Source organism: Streptomyces sp. NPDC048211 (assembly GCF_043202315.1).
Lineage (GTDB): Bacteria > Actinomycetota > Actinomycetes > Streptomycetales > Streptomycetaceae > Streptomyces.
The window spans coordinates 1-20,875 of sequence record NZ_JBIDAD010000001.1; the positions used below are offsets into that span (position 1 = coordinate 1).

General features: G+C 71.7%; 19 protein-coding genes. 11 read left to right on the plus strand and 8 right to left on the minus strand.

Going from position 1 to position 20,875, the window contains the following annotated elements:
* Positions 1 to 331: 331 nt before the first annotated feature.
* The 4 genes from ACGFZA_RS00005 (at position 332) to ACGFZA_RS00020 (ending at position 2,702) form a co-directional block, all read left to right on the plus strand.
* A complete protein-coding gene (locus tag ACGFZA_RS00005) occupies positions 332 to 1,123 on the plus strand; it encodes a Scr1 family TA system antitoxin-like transcriptional regulator (protein WP_393676117.1) in 792 nt (263 codons plus the stop codon).
* Entirely contained in the window at positions 1,120 to 1,359 is a 240-nt protein-coding gene (locus ACGFZA_RS00010; RefSeq protein WP_385288082.1) for a DUF397 domain-containing protein, read from the plus strand. The genes ACGFZA_RS00005 and ACGFZA_RS00010 overlap by 4 nt, the downstream gene beginning before the upstream one ends.
* Before the next feature lie 15 nt (positions 1,360 to 1,374).
* Positions 1,375 to 1,962, plus strand: coding sequence for a hypothetical protein (locus ACGFZA_RS00015; protein ID WP_393676119.1), 588 nt, complete (start codon positions 1,375 to 1,377; stop codon positions 1,960 to 1,962).
* A gap of 386 nt (positions 1,963 to 2,348) precedes the next feature.
* Positions 2,349 to 2,702, plus strand: coding sequence for a beta/gamma crystallin domain-containing protein (locus ACGFZA_RS00020; RefSeq protein WP_385288086.1), 354 nt, complete (start codon positions 2,349 to 2,351; stop codon positions 2,700 to 2,702).
* 114 nt (positions 2,703 to 2,816) lie between these two features.
* On the opposite strand, the gene ACGFZA_RS00025 is transcribed toward ACGFZA_RS00020, so the two are convergent.
* Both ACGFZA_RS00025 and ACGFZA_RS00030 read right to left on the minus strand, forming a co-directional pair.
* Positions 2,817 to 3,476, minus strand: coding sequence for a hypothetical protein (locus tag ACGFZA_RS00025; protein WP_385288088.1), 660 nt, complete (start codon positions 3,474 to 3,476; stop codon positions 2,817 to 2,819).
* Positions 3,477 to 3,721: 245 nt separating this feature from the next.
* Positions 3,722 to 4,831, minus strand: a complete 1,110-nt coding sequence (locus ACGFZA_RS00030; protein WP_385288091.1) for a citrate synthase 2 — start codon at positions 4,829 to 4,831, stop codon at positions 3,722 to 3,724.
* Between the two features lie 224 nt (positions 4,832 to 5,055).
* Between ACGFZA_RS00030 and pdxH the strand changes: the two genes are divergently transcribed.
* Positions 5,056 to 5,685 (plus strand): pyridoxamine 5'-phosphate oxidase, encoded by a 630-nt coding sequence (gene pdxH, locus ACGFZA_RS00035; protein ID WP_385288128.1) that lies wholly within the window; start codon positions 5,056 to 5,058, stop codon positions 5,683 to 5,685.
* 455 nt (positions 5,686 to 6,140) lie between these two features.
* Positions 6,141 to 7,508, plus strand: coding sequence for a PAS domain-containing protein (locus ACGFZA_RS00040; protein ID WP_393676122.1), 1,368 nt, complete (start codon positions 6,141 to 6,143; stop codon positions 7,506 to 7,508).
* A 63-nt stretch (positions 7,509 to 7,571) separates the two neighbouring features.
* Here ACGFZA_RS00040 and ACGFZA_RS00045 read toward each other — a convergent pair whose 3' ends face one another.
* On the minus strand, positions 7,572 to 8,237 hold the full coding sequence (locus ACGFZA_RS00045; RefSeq protein ID WP_385288096.1) for a TetR family transcriptional regulator: 666 nt from the start codon (positions 8,235 to 8,237) through the stop codon (positions 7,572 to 7,574).
* Between the two features lie 98 nt (positions 8,238 to 8,335).
* On the opposite strand from ACGFZA_RS00045, the gene ACGFZA_RS00050 reads away from it, so the two are divergent.
* Complete coding sequence (locus ACGFZA_RS00050; protein ID WP_385288098.1) at positions 8,336 to 9,259, plus strand: SDR family NAD(P)-dependent oxidoreductase; 924 nt, start codon at positions 8,336 to 8,338, stop codon at positions 9,257 to 9,259.
* Between the two features lie 147 nt (positions 9,260 to 9,406).
* Here ACGFZA_RS00050 and ACGFZA_RS00055 read toward each other — a convergent pair whose 3' ends face one another.
* Positions 9,407 to 10,162, minus strand: coding sequence for an SIS domain-containing protein (locus ACGFZA_RS00055; RefSeq protein WP_393676125.1), 756 nt, complete (start codon positions 10,160 to 10,162; stop codon positions 9,407 to 9,409).
* A 207-nt stretch (positions 10,163 to 10,369) separates the two neighbouring features.
* Here ACGFZA_RS00055 and ACGFZA_RS00060 point away from each other — a divergent pair, with 207 nt between their 5' ends.
* Both ACGFZA_RS00060 and ACGFZA_RS00065 read left to right on the plus strand, forming a co-directional pair.
* The gene (locus ACGFZA_RS00060) at positions 10,370 to 11,062 is read left to right on the plus strand and encodes a metal-dependent transcriptional regulator (RefSeq protein WP_385288102.1); all 693 of its coding nucleotides are present in this window, start codon (positions 10,370 to 10,372) and stop codon (positions 11,060 to 11,062) included.
* A gap of 776 nt (positions 11,063 to 11,838) precedes the next feature.
* Positions 11,839 to 12,732 (plus strand): alpha/beta fold hydrolase, encoded by an 894-nt coding sequence (locus ACGFZA_RS00065; RefSeq protein WP_393677568.1) that lies wholly within the window; start codon positions 11,839 to 11,841, stop codon positions 12,730 to 12,732.
* A gap of 77 nt (positions 12,733 to 12,809) precedes the next feature.
* On the opposite strand, the gene ACGFZA_RS00070 is transcribed toward ACGFZA_RS00065, so the two are convergent.
* From ACGFZA_RS00070 to ACGFZA_RS00080, 3 genes are all read right to left on the minus strand, one after another.
* Complete coding sequence (locus ACGFZA_RS00070) at positions 12,810 to 14,462, minus strand: transporter (protein WP_393676127.1); 1,653 nt, start codon at positions 14,460 to 14,462, stop codon at positions 12,810 to 12,812.
* Complete coding sequence (locus ACGFZA_RS00075; RefSeq protein ID WP_393676129.1) at positions 14,459 to 15,283, minus strand: ABC transporter ATP-binding protein; 825 nt, start codon at positions 15,281 to 15,283, stop codon at positions 14,459 to 14,461. The genes ACGFZA_RS00070 and ACGFZA_RS00075 overlap by 4 nt, the downstream gene beginning before the upstream one ends.
* Before the next feature lie 93 nt (positions 15,284 to 15,376).
* Entirely contained in the window at positions 15,377 to 16,033 is a 657-nt protein-coding gene (locus ACGFZA_RS00080; protein WP_385288133.1) for a bifunctional DNA primase/polymerase, read from the minus strand.
* A 321-nt stretch (positions 16,034 to 16,354) separates the two neighbouring features.
* On the opposite strand from ACGFZA_RS00080, the gene ACGFZA_RS00085 reads away from it, so the two are divergent.
* Both ACGFZA_RS00085 and ACGFZA_RS00090 read left to right on the plus strand, forming a co-directional pair.
* Positions 16,355 to 17,737, plus strand: coding sequence for a transcriptional regulator (locus ACGFZA_RS00085; protein ID WP_393676131.1), 1,383 nt, complete (start codon positions 16,355 to 16,357; stop codon positions 17,735 to 17,737).
* 176 nt (positions 17,738 to 17,913) lie between these two features.
* Complete coding sequence (locus ACGFZA_RS00090) at positions 17,914 to 19,413, plus strand: hypothetical protein (RefSeq protein WP_393676133.1); 1,500 nt, start codon at positions 17,914 to 17,916, stop codon at positions 19,411 to 19,413.
* 45 nt (positions 19,414 to 19,458) lie between these two features.
* Here the strand turns inward: ACGFZA_RS00090 and ACGFZA_RS00095 are convergent, their stop codons facing one another.
* Entirely contained in the window at positions 19,459 to 20,739 is a 1,281-nt protein-coding gene (locus ACGFZA_RS00095) for an ABC transporter substrate-binding protein (protein ID WP_393676135.1), read from the minus strand.
* Positions 20,740 to 20,875 lie beyond the last annotated feature (136 nt).

Genomic DNA, 20,875 nt, shown 5'->3' on the forward strand with positions numbered 1-20,875 from the left:
CGAATACATCCAGTATGCGGGCGCCCCTCCGCCTTGCGATGCACCGCATCTGACGCCGCGCGCTGATCCACCAGGAATTGCGGGACAGCCCTTAGACGCTCGAATCCCGAGTCTCAAGCCTCGGCCCGACCCCGGGCCCCCGCCCCTCGAACGAGTGAACAGACCCTCTCGAAGCTCGGGTCTCGGGTCTCGGGACCCGAGCTTCGGGCTTCGGGCTTCGGGAGCCCGTACATATTTCTTGTACGGGTCGCCGAGGCGTGAAGTGCGGGGCCGGGTGGGGAGTGGGGACCGTATGCACCCCAGGAATCGGCAGCGCAGAAACGCGTCGGCCATGAAGCTCGTAGGCAAGCTGGTCGCCGTGTTCCGCGTCGCCGCCGGCCTGACCCAGGCGCAACTGGCCGACGCGGTAGGAATCCAGGTGGAGACGGTCGCGTCGATCGAGCAGGGACGCCGCGCGCTCCTCCCTGACCTCGCCCGCAGGATGGACGAACTCCTGGAGACGAAGGGTGCGTTGGCCACGGCGGTGGAGAACATGCCGGAGGTCGACCTCGTACCGGCATGGGCCGAGCAGTACATGGACCTGGAGCGGACGGCGTTGGCCCTCTCCTGGTACGACAACCAGGTCCTGCCCGGACTGCTCCAGACCGAGGCGTACGCGCGGGCGGTGTTCCGTAACCGGGTCCCCGTCTTCAGCGAGGACAAGATCGCCGTCCGGACCGCCTCGCGACTGGAGCGCCAGGAGATCCTGCACCGCCTCGAACCGCCGACGATCAGTTTCGTCGTCTGGGAGCCGGTGGTGATGCTCCGACTCGTCGACGACGCGGCGCATGCGGAGCACCTGCGCCACTTGCGCGCGTGCGCGTTACTTCCGGGCGTCAGCCTTCAGATTCTGCCGCTGAGCCATCGCACCCACGCCGGGCTCGACGGACCCTTCATCCTGCTGGAAACGCCCGACTACCAGCAGGTCGCGTACTCCGAGACGCAGCGTGGCAGCATGCTCGTCTCCGACCCCGATGAGATCAGCATCCTCTCCCAGAAATATGCGATGCTGCGAGCTCAGGCCCTCAGCCCTGAAGCCACCCTGGGCCTGCTGGACCGTCTGCTGGGAGACCGAGACCGATGAGCACTGCACGCGCGTGGTTCAAGTCCAGTTACAGCGGCGATGAGGGCGGGGCCTGTCTCGAAGTCGCGTACGAGTGGCGGAAGTCCAGCTACAGCGGCAGCGAGGGCGGCGCATGCGTCGAAGTCGCCACCCACGCCGCCGCCGTACACGTCCGCGACTCCAAGCACCCCGCGGGCCCGGCCCTCGCCCTCGCACCCGCCGCCTGGGCCGCGTTCACGGCACACGTCGGCCGCTGAGACACGGGAGGAATCGTGGGTGACTACTTCCAGACGGTCGTCGATCTCGATGCCACCGAGCAGGACGCGCAGGAGCTCGGGGCCCGGGTCCTGGACTGGCTGATCGCGGAGGGCATCGTGGCCGCCGAGCGCACCGACTGCGTCCTGGGCGGAGACGGGTACGGACACGCGCCCGGCCCGCACTTCACCAAGGCCGTCGGTGACCCGGACCCGGTCGACCTGTGGTCCGACGGCCTTCACGTCCAGACCGGCCGTACTGTCTTCGACAGCGGCCAGGGAGAAGCGGGCGCGGCCGTCTGCCCGCTCTGCCGGACCGAGATCCGACTGGTCGACGAGGTGTGGGAGCCCATCGAGTCCGCCTGGGACCCCTTCGAGGGGCGGTTCCACGACTGGGCCGAGGGCGGTGGCGAAGGGGTGGTGCACTGCCCGTCCTGCCAGGGCGCCTCCGGGATCGACCGGTGGAGCTGGGAGGACGACTACTACGTGTGCGGGCACCTCGGGTTCACGTTCTGGGGCTGGGCGGAACTCACATCCGGCTTCACCCGGGAGATCGGCCGCAGGCTGGGCGGCCACCGCACCGTGCTTCTCGCCGGAAAGCTGTAGAGCCTGCCGAAGGATCGGCCATGATCGGTCTCTTCCCGAGGGCCGAGGGCCGAGTGCCGAAGCCCGAAGCCCAGAAATCGACGGTCGATGACCGAAAAGCAACAAAGCACCCCCATGTCTCGATCTGGACATTTAGGGGGCTATTTCCGGTCCGAGGAGTCGTGGGTGATTGCCCTGTGCAGTCGGCTTGCGCGATCTTCGTCAAGCAAGAAAGAGAACGGGAATTGCGGTAATGCGTGGCGGGCGAATGCGTTTTCGGTTCCTTTTCGTTCGCTCGCCTGTGGCATGGCTTTCCCGTTCGAATTCGGAAGGTTGAACACCGAAGGTCGAAGGCTGAAGGCCGAAGGTGGAATGCCGGGTGCCGGAAATCGAATGAAGGGGATGTTGTGATTTCAAGGACGAAGAGGGCTGCCCGTTCCCTGGGTGTGGCGATCGCTGCCACCGCAGCGGTCACGATGGTCATGCCCACCAGCAACGCCTTCGCCATCGACCACGTCGAGTGCCGCGGCGGGGAGAACTTCCTGAAGGTCTGGTCCCACCTGGACGGCCGTACCAGCGTGGACTGCTATGCGAACAAGGGGCGTACCAGCTTCGGCAGTTGGTGGGTCGACCGTATTTCCACGGGTAATAACGACCTCATCTACTACGACGTGAACGGCGACTCGGTGCGCATCAACCGATGGACCGACATCACGTTCCCGAACAACCCGCCGCGGGTCAAGGACATCGAAATCCTCTGACCCCTTCACCACTGCTCCTCCGGGCCCGCGTGCGGGCACCCGAAGGCGGTCGGCCGCCGGCCGGGCATGTCGTCATGGACGAGATGCCCGGCTCGCGGACATGGGGACGGGTGGTCAGTTGGTCCAGAGGACCGGGCTGTCGCTGTACGCGTCACCCTCTTCGAACGAGGCCGCCGCGATGGGCGTGGTCTTCGTGGCGCTGAGCGAGCAGGTCTCGTACGACGCGCCCTTGGTGGTGAAGTCGCGGGGTGCCGACTCGCTGTCGCACTTGCCCGGGAGGTCGCCTATCAGGATGACGCCGGTGGGGCCGCCGCCTTCCAGCTGGCCGCGCAGCCTCAGCGACGAGTACGCCAGGTCGGTGCCGCCGACGTTCTCGACCTTCATCCGGATGTAATAGGGCGTCATGCCCTTCGCCTTCGCGCCGAACGCGGCCATGTCGGCCTCGGCGCCCTTCTCGATCGCCGTGACGGTCACGGCGACGGTGCCCTTCTTCTCCGTCCCGTACTTGAACGGCAGGACCGCCCGGTCGCCGACCTTGAACTTCGTGCCCGGTGCGGCGACGTCACCACCGGCCGGTGCCGCGGCGTCGTCACCGGGGTCCGCGGACGGGCTCTCGCTGCCCGGGTCGGACGATGCCGGGTCGGGCGACGCCGGGGCGGACGCCGAGGGCGAGTCCTGCACCGATGCCGAGTCCTCGCCGTCATTGCAGGCCGTGAGCCCGAGTCCCACAGTGGTGAGTGCGACCGCGAAGAAGATGCGTCCCTTGTGTGTCATTTTGACCTAACTGGCAGTGGCGGCTGCTCCATACGACAGCCGGAACGTTCATGACGCATCTCAGCCTGGGGCGGGAATGACACAGGCGCGCCACAGGCTTGCGACGGCTGCGGCACGGCTCGGCGCGGGGCGTGACCCCTGGAGCATCGGCTGACACACGTCGGCGCCCTGGCGGCCAGGGCCAGGGCGCCGCGTCGTTCGGATGCGGGAGCCCGGAAGTCCGGGAGTCCGGGAGTCCGGGAGTCTCAGTTCCCCAGGTCCGCCAGCTGATCGAACCCCGGGATCTCCTGCGGGCTGCGTGTGCCCGGCCCGATGTACGTCGCCGACGGCCGCACCAGGCGGCCCGTGCGCTTCTGCTCCAGGATGTGCGCCGACCAGCCCGCCGTACGCGCACACGTGAACATCGACGTGAACATGTGGGCCGGGACCTCCGCGAAGTCCAGCATGATCGCTGCCCAGAACTCCACGTTCGTCGCCAGCACCCGGTCCGGGCGCCGCGCGTGCAGTTCCTCCAGCGCGGCCTTCTCCAGCGCCTGCGCCACCTCGAAGCGCGGTGCGCCCAGCTCCTCGGCCGTGCGGCGCAGGACGCGGGCGCGGGGGTCCTCGGCCCGGTACACCCGGTGGCCGAAGCCCATCAGCCGCTCGCCCTTGTCCAGGGCCTTCTTCACGTACGCGGTGGCGTCCCCGGTCCGTTCGATCTCCTCGATCATGCCGAGGACGCGGGACGGCGCGCCGCCGTGCAGCGGGCCCGACATGGCGCCGACCGCGCCGGACAGCGCGGCGGCCACGTCGGCGCCGGTGGAGGCGATGACGCGGGCGGTGAACGTCGAGGCGTTCATGCCGTGCTCGGCGGCCGACGTCCAGTAGGCGTCGACGGCCTTCACATGCCGGGGATCCGGCTCACCGCGCCAGCGGATCATGAACCGCTCCACGACGGATCCGGCCTTGTCGATCTCGCTCTGCGGCACCATCGGCCGGCCCTGTCCGCGCGCGGACTGCGCGACGTACGACAGGGCCATGACGGCGGCCCGCGCCAGGTTGTTGCGGGCGGTCTCCTCGTCGATGTCCAGCAGGGGCTTCAGGCCCCACACGGGCGCGAGCATCGCCAGGGCGGACTGGACGTCGACCCGGATGTCACCGGAGTGCACCGGGATCGGGAACGGTTCGGCGGGCGGCAGGCCGGGACTGAACGCCCCGTCGACGAGCAGCCCCCACACGTTGCCGAACGACACATGGCCGACGAGATCCTCGATGTCGACGCCTCGGTACCGCAGCGAACCGCCTTCCTTGTCAGGTTCGGCGATCTCCGTTTCGAACGCGACGACTCCTTCGAGTCCGGGTACGAAGTCGGACATCAGGCGGCTCCCTCGGTCGGCGGCTGCGGGCGGGCCCCAGGGCCCACCCAAGATACTGGCGGGTTCCGACGTGACCGGGAAGCGTGACATCCGGCACAGCTTCCTCCGTCGCACCCGAAACAGCGGTGGCGGACCTCCTCGCCCGGTGGACGCGGCCGCTGCGGCAGGATGACACCGTGCCCACCGCAGACTCCTCCTCCGATTCCACCACCGATCCGGCCGCGATGCGCGAGCAGTACCGTTCCGAGGCCTTCGCCGAGGCGGATCTCGCCGCCGATCCGATGCGGCAGTTCGCCCGCTGGTTCCGGCAGATCGCCGCCGGCGGCATGCTCCACGAGCCGAACGCCATGGTGGTCTCCACGGCGACCCCCGAGGGCCTGCCGTCCTCCCGCACGGTGCTGCTCAAGATGTACGACGAGCGGGGTTTCGTCTTCTTCACCAACTACGACTCCCGCAAGGGCCGGGAACTGGCGGCCAACCCGCATGTGGCGCTGCTCTTCCCCTGGCACCCGCTGGCCCGCCAGGTCATCGTGACGGGCACCGCGGTCCGCGTCGCCCGCGAGGAGACGGTCGCCTACTTCCGTACCCGCCCCCACGGCTCCCAGCTCGGCGCCTGGGCCAGCGACCAGTCCACGGTGATCGACTCCCGCGAGGAGCTGATCCACCGCTACGAGGACCTCGCGGCCCGCTACCCGGAGGGCGAGAAGGTCCCGGCGCCGCCGCACTGGGGCGGCTTCCGCGTCGTCCCCGACACGATCGAGTTCTGGCAGGGCCACGAGAACCGGCTCCACGACCGGCTCCGGTACGTGCGGGAGGCCGAAGGCGCATGGCGCGTCGAGAGGCTGTGCCCGTAGGGCGGCGCTGTCCCGGGCCGTGTCGGGAGCCCGTGGGCGTAGGGCGGCGCTGTCCCGGGCCGCGTCGAGAGGCTGTGGCCGCGGGGCGGATCCGCCCCTGACATGCAGAAACCCGCAGGCTCTGGTCCCTCCTTGCGGAGGAGCCGGCCGGACTTACCGGCGAGCCTGCGGGTCGGTGACTGCTTGGGATTGGCCGATGACCGGCCTGCACTGCAAAGAGCGCGACAACGGGCGTCAGCCCGCAGTCACCTCACGAGTCCGAGAAGAAATCACTTCCGGAACACCTCCTTTCTGCGTGTAGCAGCAGCCTAGGAAGCTCTCCGGCGCCGCACAACCGAATTACCGGGGCCCTTGATTTCCGGTGATTTCCGGGAAGTTGATGTGTGCTGCGTCACGTTCGAGTTCAATGGTCTGACGTGCGGCAATGGCGGACACGTCCTGCAGGGGGTCCCGGGATGAGTGCTTCCACGAGCAGCGGAACGACCGATGCTCTCGGTCCCGAACCGATTCCCGGGGCGGAGCTGCTGGCGGCCCTGCTCGACGGGATGGACGCCGCGCTGTGCGCCTTCGACGCCGACGGCACCGTCACCCACTGGAACCGCGAGGCCGAGCGGATCCTCGGCTGGTCGGCCGAGGAGGCCGTCGGCCGGCCCGGGTTCGCCGGATGGGCCGTGCGGCGGGCGGACGCGGGCGAGGTGCAGGGGCGGCTGATGGCCGTCATGGACGGGGCCGGCCGGCAGGTGCACGAGTTCGCGCTGCTGCGCAAGGACGGCGGGCGGGTGCTCGTGCGGACCCAGTCGGCCGGGGTGCGGAGTGCGGACGGCAAGCCCGCCGGGGTGTACTGCGCGTTCAGCGAGGTCCATGCGCAGATCGATCTGGAGCGGTCCATCGCGCTGAGCGAGGCGCTGTTTGAGGACGCGTCATGGGGCGTGGTCCTCGTGGACGTGGACCTGCGGCCGACCGTCGTCAACGCCCACGCGGCCCGCGCGCTGGGCGGCGGCCGGACGACGCTGCTGGGCCGGCCCCTCGGCGAGCTGATCGTGCAGGGTGTCGAGGAGCTGGAGGGCGCTCTCCAGCACGTGCTGGCCGAGGGTGCGCCGCCCGCCCCGGTCGAGCTGTGGGTGACGTTGCGTACGGGCGAGGGCGACCGGCGCCGCTGCTGGCGCAGCGGCTTCCTGCGGCTGGCCTCGCCGCTCGCGGAGGAGCCGGTGCCGCTGGGTGTCGGCTGGCTGTTCCAGGACGTGACGGCGGCGAAGCTGGCGGCCCAGGACGCGGACCGGGTGCGCTTCCGGTCGAGGCAGCTGCACCGGGCCTCACGGTCGGCCGCCGAGTGCGAGGACCCGATGGAGGCGGCCACGTCGTCGCTGGACTACGCACTCGCGGGCTTCGCCGACCACGCGCTGATCGACCTGGTGGCGGGCGAGCGGCTGGTGCGCGCCGCCGGGACGCCGTCCGACGAGCCGGGCCCGTGCCTGCCGGTGGCCGGGGGCGGCATCCCGCTGCGGTACGCGCCGGGGCACCCTGCCCTGCAGGCGGTGGACCGTACGGGGTCGGTGCGGGCCTCGGCGGGGGCCGGGTCGGCACAGGCGGCGGGGGAGTGGGCGGCGGAGCGCCGGTGGCCGGCCGACGCGGTGCACGCGCTCTGCGTGGTGCTGCGGAGCCGGGGACGGACGCTGGGCGTGGTGACGTTCCTGCGCTCGTCGCACCGTGCCGCGTTCGAGCGCCCGGACGCGGTGTACGCGGAGAGCGTGGCGGACCGGGTGGCGGCGTCGGTGGACCTGGGGCAGGTGATGGCGGGCGAGCCGGGCCCGCCGGGCGTCTGAGGCGCGCCGCGCAGGGCGCACGGACGGGTGCGGGTGTCCCGCGCCCACGGCGGACGGACGGGCTCAGGCGCGCGGCAGCACGCCGAGGAGCGCCGCCGTGAAGGAGGTCCGCAGGGCGTCGCGCAGATCCAGGTGGAGCACGCCCAGGTCGGGCTCGTCCGCGTAGGCGGCGAGGAGACTGGGCGGCGGTGGGACGTAGGCCGACAGGGCGCCCGCCGAGACCAGGCTCATCAGGCAGAACACCTGCGCTCCGTCGCCGAGCTCGGGCACGTGGCGGCGTACGAGCTCGGTCATGGTCGCGAGCCGCGTGAGGGCGGCACGCTTGTGCCGCTTGACCACCTCGACCGAGACGTTGTGTTCGAGGACGCCGCCCTGCGCGCCGAAGAGGTCGCACAGCACCACCCGGTCCGCCAGTGACCGGCTGAGGGTCTCGGCCAGCCGGCCCGCCCGCACTTCCGGGGCCGCGTGCGCGTCGATGTCCGCGTCCAGTTCGGCCGCGAGCTCGGTGAGCCAGCTCTGCAGGAAGGCGTCCAGCAGCTCCAGCAGCACGGCCTCGCGCGACTCGAAGTACCGCAGGACGTTCGACTTCGCCAGACCCACCCGCCGGCTGAGTTCGTTGAGGGTCACCTCGGCCACGGGCATCTCGTCGAGCATCGCCGCCGCCGTGTCCAGGATCGCCCGGCGGCGGATCTCCCGCTGCTCCTCGCTGCGCGCACGCTGGAATGTCACGCCCCCAGCCTAACTTAAAGACCGCCGGTCCCTTGACAGGAGACCGTCGGTCTCTTACGTTTCCTTACAACAGACCGATGGTTCTTTAGGGGTGCGGCATGAGTGGCAAATGGACCGGACAGCACATTCCCGACCAGCGCGGCCGGGTGGCGATCGTGACCGGCGCCAACACCGGACTGGGCTTCGAGACCGCCCGGATGCTCGCGGAGCGGGGCGCGGCGGTGGTCCTGGCGGTCCGCGACGTCGAAAAGGGCAAACGGGCGGCGGCCCGCATCACCGGGGACGTCACCGTCCAGTCCCTGGACCTGGCCTCTCTGGACTCGGTCCGGTCCGCGGCGGCCGACCTGCGCGCGGCCCACCCGCGCATCGACCTCCTGATCAACAACGCGGGCGTGATGTACACCCCGCGGCAGACCACCGCCGACGGCTTCGAGCTGCAGTTCGGCACCAACCACCTGGGGCACTTCGCCCTGACCGGCCTGCTGCTGGACCGGCTCCTGCCCGTCCCCGGCTCCCGCGTCGTGACCGTCAGCAGCACCGGTCACCGCATCCGGGCCGCCATCCACTTCGACGATCTGCAGTGGGAGCGCTCGTACAGCCGCCTGGGGGCCTACAGCCAGGCCAAACTCGCCAACCTGATGTTCACGTACGAGCTGCAGCGCCGGCTCGCACCCCACGGCACCACGGTCGCGGTGGCCGCCCATCCCGGGGTGTCCAACACGGAGCTCACCCGCAACGCGCCCGCCGCGCTGCGCGTGCCCGTCACCTGGCTCGCGCCGCTGCTCACGCAGAAGGCCGAGATGGGGGCGTTGCCCACACTGCGCGCGGCCACCGACCCGTCCGTCACCGGCGGTCAGTACTACGGCCCCGGCAGCCGGGGCGAGATCCGGGGCTACCCGAAACGGGTCACCTCCAGCCCCGACTCCCACGACCGGGCCGTCCAGCAGCGCCTGTGGACCGTCTCCGAGGAGCTGACGGGGGTGGCCTTCTCCGCGGTGGCTCCGCAGCCGACGGAATCCTGAGGCCGCCACCGGAGGCGAGCGCGCCGGTGCGTCCCGCAGAGCAGGCGGAGGCGAGTGCGCCGGTGCGTACCGACGTCAGGCGAAGGCGAGTGCCGGTGCGTACCGACGGGCGGCTTCGCGGAGCGCGCCGACGGGGCGGCGCCGCGCTCAGTGGCGGTAGAAGATCCGGTCCGCGTACTCCGCCATCACGCGGCCGTTCCACTCGTGGCCCCCGTCGACGTTGCCCGACCGCAGCAGCGGCGGCTCGACGCCCCGCTCCAGCAGCCGCTCCGCGGCGGCGGCCATCATCGCCTGCATGATCGCGCTGGTGACCACCGTCGACGCGGGGGCGAAGGGCGCCTCGATGCCGTCCACGTCCAGCTCCGCGTCTCCGATGGAGATCTTGCTGTCCAGGACGATGTCGCAGTGGTCCCGCAGGAATCCGCCCGAGCTGTGGCGGGACCGGGTGCCTTCCGCGTACGCGACCGAGGTGACGCCGATGACCTTCAGCCCCAGCGCGCGGGCGTTCAGCGCCATCTCCACCGGCAGGGCGTTGCGTCCGGAGAGCGAGATGATCACGAGGACGTCGCCCGACTTCGCGGGGCTGGAGTCGAGTACCGCGCCCGCGAGGCCGTCGACCCGCTCCAGGGCCGAGCCGAGGGTCGCCGGCATGACGTCGACGCCGAGGGTGCCGGGGACGGCCAGCACGTTCATGAGGGCGAGCCCGCCGGCGCGGTAGACGACGTCCTGGGCGGCCAGCGAGGAGTGCCCGGCTCCGAAGGCGAAGAGCCTGCCGCCTGCGACGACGGTGTCGGCGATCGCGTCACCGGCTGCCGCGATGGAGCCCGACTCCTCGTCGCGCACGCGCTCCAGCAGGCCGATCGCTGCGTCGAAGAACTGACCGGCCAGCTTGCTTTCGCTCATCGAGGAGGGCCTTTCCGGCGGGGTGGGGTGTCCAGGGGGCGTCCGTACCGCCGATCACGTTGCGGTCTGGACCAGTGACATGTCAATACCGCACAGGCCGTTCCGGGCCCCTGCCGCACGAGCTCCTTCGGACGGTGAGGCACGGTTGTCGGCGCTATGCGTCAGAATTGGACGAGGGCCAGCGCACGACTGCATCGAGGGGCACGAATGTCCGGACTGATCGACACAACGGAGATGTATCTCCGCACCATCCTCGAACTCGAAGAGGAAGGCGTGGTCCCCATGCGCGCCCGGATCGCTGAACGGCTGGACCAGAGCGGTCCGACCGTCAGCCAGACGGTGGCGCGGATGGAGCGCGACGGCCTGGTGCAGGTCGCGGGGGACCGGCACCTGGAGCTGACGGAGGAGGGGCGCCGGCTGGCGACCCGCGTGATGCGCAAGCACCGGCTCGCCGAGTGCCTGCTCGTCGACGTGATCGGCCTGGAGTGGGAGCAGGTCCACGCCGAGGCGTGCCGCTGGGAACACGTGATGAGCGAGGCCGTGGAGCGGCGGGTGCTGGAGCTGCTGCGCCACCCGACGGAGTCTCCGTACGGGAATCCCATCCCGGGCCTGGAGGAGCTGGGCGAGAAGGCCGAGGCCGACCCGTTCCTCGACGAGGGCATGGTCAGCCTGTCGGAGCTCGACCCGGGCACCGAGGGCAAGACGGTGGTGGTCCGCCGGATCGGTGAGCCGATCCAGACGGACGCCCAGCTGATGTACACGCTGCGGCGGGCGGGCGTGCAGCCCGGTTCCGTGGTCAGCGTGACCCAGTCGGCCGGCGGGGTGCTGGTCGGCAGCAGCGGTGAGGCGGCGGAGCTCGACGCGGAGGTGGCTTCGCACGTGTTCGTGGCGAAGCGCTGAGCCCCGTGCGGGCGCCGAGCCCCGGCCCGGCGCCGCGCCCGGGTGGGCGCCGGGCCGAGCCCCGGCCGGTGTTGAAGGCGGGCGCACCGTGCGGCAGGGCGAGACTTTGAACGCGGCGATGCTCCACATGTGAGCAAGCGCCGGAGTGCGGGTGGCGGACGATCAGCGGTTGCTGACGTCCGTTTTCCGTTTTCCGTCCGGAATTGCAGCGCCCGGGCGGATCGCGTGCCAGGCTGTCGCGGAGGGATACCTGAGAGTGCCGGCCGGCTGGCCGCGCGTTCGGGGAGGGGAGCAGGGAATGCGCCCGTCGCACTGGCATGTCCGGCCTGCACGCCGGGAGAAGGCTGTCGAGGTCCGGCGGAACACCCCGGCGCACGCGCCCGTGACGCGCGCCCCGGTATCCGATGCGCGCCCCCGGACCGGTCGCGCCGGAGCGAGGGACGGCCTCGGGGCGACGGGTCCTGGGTCGACGGGCGGCCCCGGAGCGAGGGGCCCCGGAACGATGGATGGCCCCGGCGCCGCAAGGCGCCGGGGCCTGTCCTCCCCTGTTCCGACCTGGAGCCCCGAGCTCCCGAGGTCGGTTCCCGCGAGCCCTCATCCCCGAGTGGCTCGCCTCCCGGAGAAGATCTCCCCTCCGTGGCCGACGTCAATCCTGGGAGGCGGTCACTCGAACGAGCGGTGTTGTGTGCCGGAACCCGGTTTTCGAATAAAGGTTCGATAGTCTGGCCGACGCGACCACATGGTGATCGAGGGACCAGAAGGGGGTGCCAGAAACGATGGTGCGGCGCATCGATGTGACCGGAGCCGACGGCGTACGCCTCGCGGCCTGGGAGTTCGCCGACCCGCCCAAGGAGCGCGCGGAACCCGACCGCGCCGGGGGCGTCTTACTGCTCCACGGACTGATGGGCAGGGCCTCCCACTGGGCCTCCACCACCCGCTGGCTCGCCGAGCGGTACCGGGCGGTCGGCCTCGACCAGCGTGGACACGGCCGCAGCGAGAAGCCGGCCGAGGGGCCGTACACCCGCGAGGCGTACGTCGCCGACGCCGAGGCCGCGATCGAACAGCTCGGCCTCGCCCCCGTCACCCTCATCGGGCATGCGATGGGAGCGCTCACCGCCTGGCAGCTCGCCGCGAAGCGCCCCGACCTCGTCCGGGCCCTGGTCATCTGCGACATGCGGGCCTCCGCGCTCGGCGCGGCCTCGCAGCGGGAGTGGGAGGACTGGTTCGGCTCCTGGCCGGTGCCGTTCGCCACCCTGTCCGACGTACGGAAGTGGTTCGGCGAGGACGACCCCTGGGTGGAGCGCCCCAACCCGGCCCGCGGTGAATTCTTCGCCGAGGTGATGGGGGAGCGCGCCGACGGATGGCGGCCCGTCTTCTCCCGCCGGCAGATGCTCACCTCCCGCGCCACCTGGGTCTTCGACGCGCACTGGGAGGAGCTGGCGCAGGTCAGGTGCCCGGCCCTGGTGCTCCGCGGTCCGGACGGCGAGCTGGGCCGGGCGGAGGCCCAGGAGATGGTCAGGGTGCTGCCCCGGGGGCAGTACGCGGAGGTGGCCGACGCGGGCCATCTCGTCCACTACGACCGGCCGGAGGGCTGGCGCGCCGCGGTCGAACCCTTCCTGGAGCAGCTCGCCGAGGACGCCCAGGGCGACCGGGAGCCGGTGGCTCCGTAACGAGGCGACCGGGAGCCGGGGCCTCTTGTCACGGAGCCACCGGGGTGTGTGACAAGAGGCCCCGGCACCAGGGTCCGTCACCCCTTGCTGACCGCTGCCAGGATCTCGGGCAGGCGGTCCGCGGTGCGGGGCGCGGCGACCCGCAGCCCGGCCCAGGCGATCAGCGTCCCGTACACGGCACCCACCGGCACCATGAGCCACAGCAGGCCCTCCGCGTCGGCGAGATGCAGCCAGATCGTCAGACCGATGACGGGCGCGCACAGCAGCGCCGCCGAGACCATGCCGCCCAGAATGGAGATCCAGGCGAGCCCGGCCTGCCCCGGAGCCACGTTCTTGAAGGCGCCGTCCTGCGGGATCGAGTACGGGAAGTTCGCCGAGGCCACCGCACCCGTCGCCAGCATCGCGCCCAGCAGGGCGAGCGACAGCCCCATGACCCCCGGCAGCACCCCCCAGTCCCCGAGCACCGCCGCGGTCAGGACCGTGACCACGACCGTGTAGGGGAGGGTGATCAGCAGCAGGGCCAGGGCCCGCGCCCGCAGTTCGAGGTATGCGTCACGGGTCGAGGAGATCGTCAGCGCCACCATCCAGAACGCCGACGTGTCCTGCCCGAACTGGTTGTACATCTGGATGCCGAGCATCCCGGCGCCGAAGCACGCGAAGTAGACCGACCCCGTGCCCTGCAAGGCGTTGAGCAGCGGCACGATCAGCCCGATCGCCAGCGCCGTCACCCAGGCCGCCTTGGTCTTCGGGTCCCGGGCGACGTAGCGCAGGCTGCGCTGCATCACCGTGCCCGTGCGCCCCTCGGGGAACAGCCCCCAGAAGCCGGAGCCGTCCCCGCCGGACTTCGTACGGGCCGGTTCGGCGGCGGAGAGCGTCGAGCCGTCCGGCGCCGTCATCAGCTTCTCCAGGCTGCGCCGCCACAGCACCACCAGCAGGACCAGCGCGGCCGCGGAGAGCAGCAGTTGCACGGCGGCCCGTCCGTACGCCCCCTGGGACGCGGAATCCACGGAGCCGATCGCCGATGCGGGCGGCAGCCAGCGCACCACCTCCGCCGCCGGGTCGAGCGCGGAGAGGCCGCCCGCCCGGCCGAGCCGTTGCACGCCGAAGTTGACGCCCTGGATGCCGACCGCGATCACCAGTCCGCTGAGCACCGCCAGGTCGCGGCCCTTGCGGGACGTCAGCAGCCGGGTGTTGGCCGTGGCGACGGCCCGTGCCAGCGCGACGCAGACCAGCAGGGTCAGCGGGGCCGCCAGGACGGCGAACACCACAGCGCCCGGCCCGTGCGCGAGCGCGACGACCGAACCGGCCGCCAGGCAGAGCGTGAACAGCGGACCGATGCCGATGAGCGAGGACACCAGGAGTGCCGTGATCAGGGGCCGGGGCCGCAGCGGCAGCATCACGAGACGGCTCGGGTCGAGGGTCTCGTCACCGGCGGCGAAGAACAGCGGCATCACGGCCCAGCCGGCTGCCAGCACCGCGGCCAGCAGGACGACGAGGGAGCCCGCGTGGGCGTGCCCGCGGAGCGCGATCAGCCCGATCAGCTGGCCCAGGGCGATCAGCAGGGTGGCGACGACGGAGGCGATGTACACGGCCCGGCGGCCGGCCGACTGCCGCAGCCCGTTGCGGAGCAGGGCGAGCTTGAGGCGTACGAGGACGGGGACCAGTTCCGTACCTCCCGCCGGGCGGTACGCCGGAGGTCCCGAGGCGGCCGGGGCGTCGAGCACGCTCATCGGGCACCGCCGAGCCAGTCCAGGGCGGCGCTGTCGTCGCGGCCGCCCGCGCCGACGAGTTCCAGGAAGGCGTTCTGCAGCGAGGGCGCGCCGCCGCGGACCTGGTCGAGCGTGCCCTGGGCGCGGATGGTGCCCGCCGCCATGACGGCCACCCAGTCGCAGAGCGACTCGACGAGCTCCATCACATGGCTGGAGAAGACGACGGTGGCCCCGGAGCCGGTGTAGCGCTCCAGCACCCCGCGGATGGTCTGCGCCGAGACGGGGTCGACGCCCTCGAACGGTTCGTCGAGGAAGAGCACCTCGGGGTTGTGCAGCAGGGCGGCGGCGAGCCCGATCTTCTTCCGCATGCCCGTCGAGTAGTCGATGACGAGTTTGTGCTGGGCGCCCGCCAGATCCAGGACGTCCAGCAGTTGGGTGGCCCTGCTGTCCACCTCGGCACCGGGGAGCCCGCGCAACCGGCCCGTGTAGGCCAGGAGTTCACGCCCGGAGAGGCGCTCGAAGAGCCGCAGGCCCTCGGGCAGGACGCCGATGCGGGACTTCACCTCGACCGGGTCGCGCCAGACGTCGCGGCCGCCGATCTCGATCCGGCCCATGTCGGGGCGGAGCAGGCCGGTGACCATGGACAGGGTGGTGGTCTTGCCGGCGCCGTTGGGGCCGACCAGGCCGATGAACTTGCCCGCGGGCAGCACCAGATCGATTCCGGCGACCGCCGTGTGGTCGCCGAAACGTTTCCACAGTCCTTCCACACGCACCGCGGGGGGCGTCGCCCCCGGCTCGACGGCCCGGTCCGCTCCGTCGGTGTCCGCTGTCCGGTCCGGCATGGTGCACGCCCTTCGAAGTCCCCTCGGAGCACCGGGTGACGCGGGGCGGTGTCACCCCGCCTCCGTCGCCGGACGCTCCTTCTTGGGGCCACCCTACGAAAGGCGCCCCCGCGCGTCCGCGGCTTCGCGCCCGCAGGCGTAGGCGAGCGGGCTGATGAGCTCCTCCACCTCGGGCAGCCAGCGGTTGGCGGTGGAGGGGCTGCGGGCCCACTGCACCGCCCCGGCGCCGCCGACACGGGTCGGCGGTGCGGCGACGTAGTGGCCCTCGCCGAACCCACGCAGCGCGATCGCCGCGGCGTCCCACCCGATCCTCCGGACCAGGGCATCGGTCTTGGCGGCCGCGCCCGGCAGGACGAAGAACTGCATCCGGCGGTCGGGGGTGCGGGTCACCGGTCCGAGCGGCAGGCTCATCCGCTCCATCCTGGCCAGCGCCAGGAAGCCCGCCGACTCCGGTACGTCGATCGCGTCGAAGACGCGGCCGGTCGGCAGCAGGATCGAGGCGCGGGGCTCCTGCGACCACATCCGGCGGGCCGCCGCGCCGCTGCCGGTGGCCCGGCCCGCCCAGTCGGGCCGGGTCGGGTGGGCGCCGGGCGCCCCGCAGCCCGCCTCGCCGCACGAGCACCGTTCCGTGCCGCCGGCCGGCTCCAGCCAGGCGCCGGGGCACACGTCCCAGTGCCGCTCCTCCGCGTACCTCACGGCAGCGTCGAGCAGCTGCTCGACCCGCTGCTGGGGGATCGGTGCGGCTTCCATGACTCCGATGGGCTCTTCCACGCCCAGCACAACTCCCGCCACCACCCGGGGTTACGGGCGCGGCGAGCGCGGTTACGGCCGCTCGCGCCCGCATGTGGGGCGCATCGATGCACCAGTGGGGGCGCGCGGGAGGGACGGTGGCGGCGGGCGGGTAGCCACGTACCGGAGATCCGGCACAGTTCGTTCTGCATCTTAGGGTGCGCGCCGGGAGGAAAAGGTAGAGACGCGTCAAAAGTGACCATCACGATGAATCGGCGAATTTCTCAGGCATATGTCGGGCAGTGATTCCTCAATGATCACTGCGGCCTCAGGGGGACAAACATGGCAGCCAGGCCTCTCGTCGCACGCCAGCCGAACGAACGGCTCCAGGCGCTCATTCAGGAAGCCGGATGCTCCAACGCGGGCCTCGCCCGCCGGGTCAACATGGTCGGGGCCGAGCGCGGGCTCGACCTCCGCTACGACAAGACCTCCGTGGCCCGCTGGCTGCGCGGACAGCAGCCACGCGGCAGGGCGCCGGGAATCATCGCCGAGGCGCTCGGCCGCAAGCTCGGCCGTACGGTCACGATCGACGAGATCGGGATGGCCAACGGCAAGAACCTGGCCTCCGGTGTCGGCCTGCAGTTCGCCCCGACGGTGATCGGGGCGATCGAGCAGGTCTGCGAGCTGTGGCGCAGCGACGTCGGGCGCCGTGACTTCCTGACCGGTTCTGCGGTCGCGTCCTCGGCGCTGGTCGAGCCCAGCAGGGACTGGCTGATCTCCGGGGCGGACCCGCAGGTCGCGCGGGCGGCCGGGGCCCGGGTCGGGATGCCGGACGTGGAGGCGGTGCGGGCGACGACGGCGGCGCTGGTCGACCTGGACCACCGGTTCGGCAGTGGTCATGTGCGGCCGGTCCTGGTGCACTACCTGAACAGCGTGGTCTCCGGGCTGCTCTCGGGGGCGTACCGCGAGTCGACCGGGCGGCAGCTGTTCGGGGCGGTCGCACGGCTCACCGAGCTCGCCGGGTACATGGCGATCGACACGGGTCAGCCGGGCCTCGCCCAGCGTTACTACATCCAGGCACTGCGTCTCGCCCAGGCGGCGGGCGACCGCGCCTACGGGGGATATGTGCTTGCCGCCTCGATGAGCCATCTCGCGGCCCAGCTCGGCAATCCGCGGGAGATCGCCCAGCTGGCCCGGGCGGCGCAGGAGGGCGCGCGCGGGCGGGTCACCCCTAGGGCGGAGGCGATGTTCTACGCGGCGGAGGCGCGCGGCCACGCACTGCTCGGGGACGCGCGGACCACGCAGGCGGTGGCGGGTCGGGCGTTAACCGCGCTGGAGCAGGCCGACCCGGACAGCGGTGACGATCCCGACTGGATCGTGCACTTCGACCACGCGTATCTGGCCGACGAGCTGGCGCACTGCCACCGCGACCTCGGCCAGGCGGAGGCGGCCGCGCGCCGGGCGAAGGAGGCCCTGGGCGGCCTTCCGGCGTCCCGTGCCCGCCGCCGGGGCATCGGTCTGGCCCTGCTGGCCGCCGCGCAGGTGCAGCTGCGCGAGGTGGAGCAGGCCTGCCACACGGGGACGCGGGCGATGGAGCTGCTGGGCACGGTGCGTTCCAGCCGGGGCGTGGAGTATCTGGACGATCTGCAACAGCGTCTGCTGCCCTACGGGGACGAGCCCGCGGTGCGGGAGTTCGGCGCCCGTCTGGAGCTCCAGGCGGCCTGATGGGAGGGCGTTTCCGGGCCCGCCCGGCGCGGGCGCCCCCTTAACTGCGTCTTAAGGCGGCGGAGTGTTACAGCCGGTGTGAAGGGGTGGTGAGCGACAACACGCGCTTGGCGAACGGTGGGGACCACCCGATAGCGTGAGCCGACGATTCCATAGGTTCACACGTAGGAGTCCCGGTGACACAGAGCGGACAGGGTGACGAGCAGCAGCTCCCTGCTGTACGACCCGCGCACGAGGGCGTCGTGCTGCCCGCGGGCGGCGGAGAGCCCTGGACGCCGGGAGGACCGGCGGACCAGGCCGCCCCGGCCGGCGGCCGGCCGTGGGGGCAGCCCTGGGGGCCGCAGGCACCCCAGCAGGACCCCGCGCAGCAGGGGCAGCCCCAGGGCGGCCACAGCGCGTACGGGCAGGACCAGCAGAGCGCCTACGGGCAGCAGGGGCAGCAGTACGGGCAGTACGGGCAGGGGCAGCAGGCTCAGCCCCACCTGCCCGCCCAGCAGCCGCACCAGCCCCAACCGTCGCCGTACGGACAGCCGTTGCCACCGGAGGCGGGGCCCGGCGGGGGCGGCGACGTGGACGCCACGCAGTACATCGCCCCGGTTCCGGGCGGACCCGGGCCGGGCGGACTGCCGCCGGAGAACCCCGCGGAGTCCACGCAGTTCCTGGGCCGTGCCCAGCAGCAGGCGTACCAGCAGCCGGGTGGTCACGCCGCGCCGCCGCCCGCGCAGGGCGGCCAGGACGCCGACGCGACCCAGTACATACCCCCGGTGCCGGGCGGTGCCCCGTACGGCATCCGGCCGGGGACGCCCGGTGAGCGGCAGCCGCCCGCTGAGTTCGACAACCTCTTCCGCAACGACGAACCCGCGGGCGCCACACAGCAGATGCCCCGGTTCGACCCCTCTCAGCACCAGCAGCACCAGCAGTACCCGCCCCAGGGCGGACAGCAGCCGTACCAGGGCGGGCCGCCCCCGCAGTACCAGCAGGCACCCCCGTACAGCGGTCCCGAGGACGGGCTGCCGCACGACGGGCAGGACGGGCGGCGGAAGAAGTCGGCGCACATCCCGCTGATCGCCGCGGTCGTCGTCGGCTGTGCCGTGATCGGTCTCGGCGCCGGCGCCCTGCTGAGCGGTGGCGACGACGACAAGACCGAGGACGGCAAGCAGCCGGTGGCGTCCGCGAGTTCACCCGCTTCCGCCCCGCCCTCGTCCGAGCCCGCCGTGGACCCGGCGAAGCCGCAGGCGGAGGCCCTCGACAAGCTGCTCGCGGACAGCAACAACAGCCGGTCCGCGGTGATCGGCGCGGTGGAGAAGACCAAGAACTGCACCGACCTGGACAAGGCCGTGGCCGACCTCAAGGGCGCCGCCCAGCAGCGTCGCGATCTGGTGACCCGGCTCAAGGACCTCTCGGTCGACAAGCTGCCGGACCACGCCCGGCTGACCGCATCGCTCACCAAGGCCTGGCAGGCGTCCGCCTCGGCGGACGACCACTACGCCGCCTGGGCGGCGCAGGCCAAGAGCAAGAAGGTGTGCAAGCACGGCAAGGCCCGCACGACGACGCAGACGCAGCAGGCCAACGCGCAGAGCGGTGAGGCGACCGACGCCAAGAAGCAGGCGTCCAAGCTGTGGAACACCATCGCGGCGAAGTACGGCCTGACGAAGCGTGCGTCCACCGCACTCTGAGCGCGGCGGACGCCACGGGACCCCGGCGCCGGTACCGGGGTCTTCTCAGCCGGTCGCGCTGGCGTCCGCCAGGGTCCGCGTCACATCCACGAAGCCCTTCTTGTCGGCGACCAGCCGGCCGTCGCGGACGACCTGGAACGTCACCTTGCTGTTCACGATGCGCGGGTACGAGGCCGAGCCGATCATGTCCTCGTAGCGCCAGCGCAGTGCGGGAGTGAGGCCGCCGGTGTCCACCCGGGTGCCGTGGACGAGGGCCTTGGTGACCTTGCGGGACGTGATCTCCGCCTCGTTCAGCGACTCGACGATCGACTTCAGGGCGGTGTAGGCGATCCATGTCGTCTGCACCCCCGTGTCGTCGGGGTCGATGCGGTTGTCGCCGAAGGCGTGCTTGCCGATCACCTGCCGCATCAGATTCCAGCGGCTGTCACCGGGGGCCGGGTACCACCCGGTGACGTACGCACCCTCGAACGGGCTCTCACGGCCGCCGGTGCGGTCGATGAGCGGCTGTCCGATGCTGCCCAGGACCGAGGAGATCCGCACGGATCCGCCGGCCGGCTCCAGCCGCCTGAAGGAGTCGAAGAACGTCTCCGTGCGGTCACCGAGCACGGCCGTCACACAGCCCCCGTCGGTGCCCGCCCCCGCCAGCGAGCGCCCGGCCGAGTCGTCGTACGACGTGGCGCCCTCGGGAGCCTGGACGTCGACCGGTGCGGGCCGGTGGGCCTCGGTGAGACCGGTCTTGAGGAGCCAGGCCTGGCTGTCGCCGCCCAGGGTGTCCGGACGCACCAGGGAGACCCGGTCGCAGGTGGCGGCCAGCTGCTTCGCGTTGCCCGCCAGGAGCGCCGACTGACCGCCGGTGACCGGGTAGGACATGTAGCTCCGGAACTCCTCCTCGGAGGCGCCGTAGCCGCCGATGTAAGGGATGCCGGCGACTTCGAGCGGTGCCATGAACGCCCGTCCGTGCCGGCTGTAGGAGCCGAGGACCGCGACGGCCTTCTCCTCGACGGCCCGGCGGGCGCAGTTGCCCGCCCCGATCGAGGTGTCCTGTTCGTCGCAGGTGATCACGCGCAGCTTGTGTCCGTCGATCCCGCCCTCGCCGTTGATCCAGCGGGCGTACGTCTGCGCCATCGCGGTCATGCCCGCCATGTTGGCGGCGTCCGGCCCCGAGGTGCCGCCGGGCGCCCAGGTCACGACGGTGACGGGCTCCCTGGAGCCCCCCGATGCCCCAGGGAGTGCGCCGCAGCCGGTCATCAGCAAAGCCCCTGCCGCCACCGCACCGGTGAACAACCTGAGGGGGCGGGGGGAGGTGGGGCGTCGCCGTCCGGTCATGGGCACAGACACTTCCCGCCCCCGGGTAACGCCACAGTGTGCTCCGCTCAACGCTCGGTGACGTGCAGGTGAATTACAGGGGCCCGTAAGGGAAGCCGGAAAGGGAACGTACGATCGACAACCGTGCAGCAAGGTT

Excerpts from the sequence above, each read along its gene's own strand:
- ACGFZA_RS00010 (WP_385288082.1), top strand. The coding sequence starts at position 1,120 with ATGAGCACTGCACGCGCGTGGTTCAAGTCCAGTTACAGCGGCGATGAG.
- ACGFZA_RS00005 (WP_393676117.1), top strand. The coding sequence starts at position 332 with ATGAAGCTCGTAGGCAAGCTGGTCGCCGTGTTCCGCGTCGCCGCCGGC.
- ACGFZA_RS00030 (WP_385288091.1), bottom strand. The coding sequence starts at position 4,831 with ATGTCCGACTTCGTACCCGGACTCGAAGGAGTCGTCGCGTTCGAAACG.
- ACGFZA_RS00080 (WP_385288133.1), bottom strand. The coding sequence starts at position 16,033 with ATGGAAGCCGCACCGATCCCCCAGCAGCGGGTCGAGCAGCTGCTCGAC.
- ACGFZA_RS00085 (WP_393676131.1), top strand. The coding sequence starts at position 16,355 with ATGGCAGCCAGGCCTCTCGTCGCACGCCAGCCGAACGAACGGCTCCAG.
- ACGFZA_RS00070 (WP_393676127.1), bottom strand. The coding sequence starts at position 14,462 with ATGAGCGTGCTCGACGCCCCGGCCGCCTCGGGACCTCCGGCGTACCGC.
- ACGFZA_RS00055 (WP_393676125.1), bottom strand. The coding sequence starts at position 10,162 with ATGAGCGAAAGCAAGCTGGCCGGTCAGTTCTTCGACGCAGCGATCGGC.
- ACGFZA_RS00060 (WP_385288102.1), top strand. The coding sequence starts at position 10,370 with ATGTCCGGACTGATCGACACAACGGAGATGTATCTCCGCACCATCCTC.
- pdxH (WP_385288128.1), top strand. The coding sequence starts at position 5,056 with ATGCGCGAGCAGTACCGTTCCGAGGCCTTCGCCGAGGCGGATCTCGCC.
- ACGFZA_RS00065 (WP_393677568.1), top strand. The coding sequence starts at position 11,839 with ATGGTGCGGCGCATCGATGTGACCGGAGCCGACGGCGTACGCCTCGCG.
- ACGFZA_RS00095 (WP_393676135.1), bottom strand. The coding sequence starts at position 20,739 with ATGACCGGACGGCGACGCCCCACCTCCCCCCGCCCCCTCAGGTTGTTC.
- ACGFZA_RS00025 (WP_385288088.1), bottom strand. The coding sequence starts at position 3,476 with ATGACACACAAGGGACGCATCTTCTTCGCGGTCGCACTCACCACTGTG.
- ACGFZA_RS00050 (WP_385288098.1), top strand. The coding sequence starts at position 8,336 with ATGAGTGGCAAATGGACCGGACAGCACATTCCCGACCAGCGCGGCCGG.
- ACGFZA_RS00040 (WP_393676122.1), top strand. The coding sequence starts at position 6,141 with ATGAGTGCTTCCACGAGCAGCGGAACGACCGATGCTCTCGGTCCCGAA.
- ACGFZA_RS00075 (WP_393676129.1), bottom strand. The coding sequence starts at position 15,283 with ATGCCGGACCGGACAGCGGACACCGACGGAGCGGACCGGGCCGTCGAG.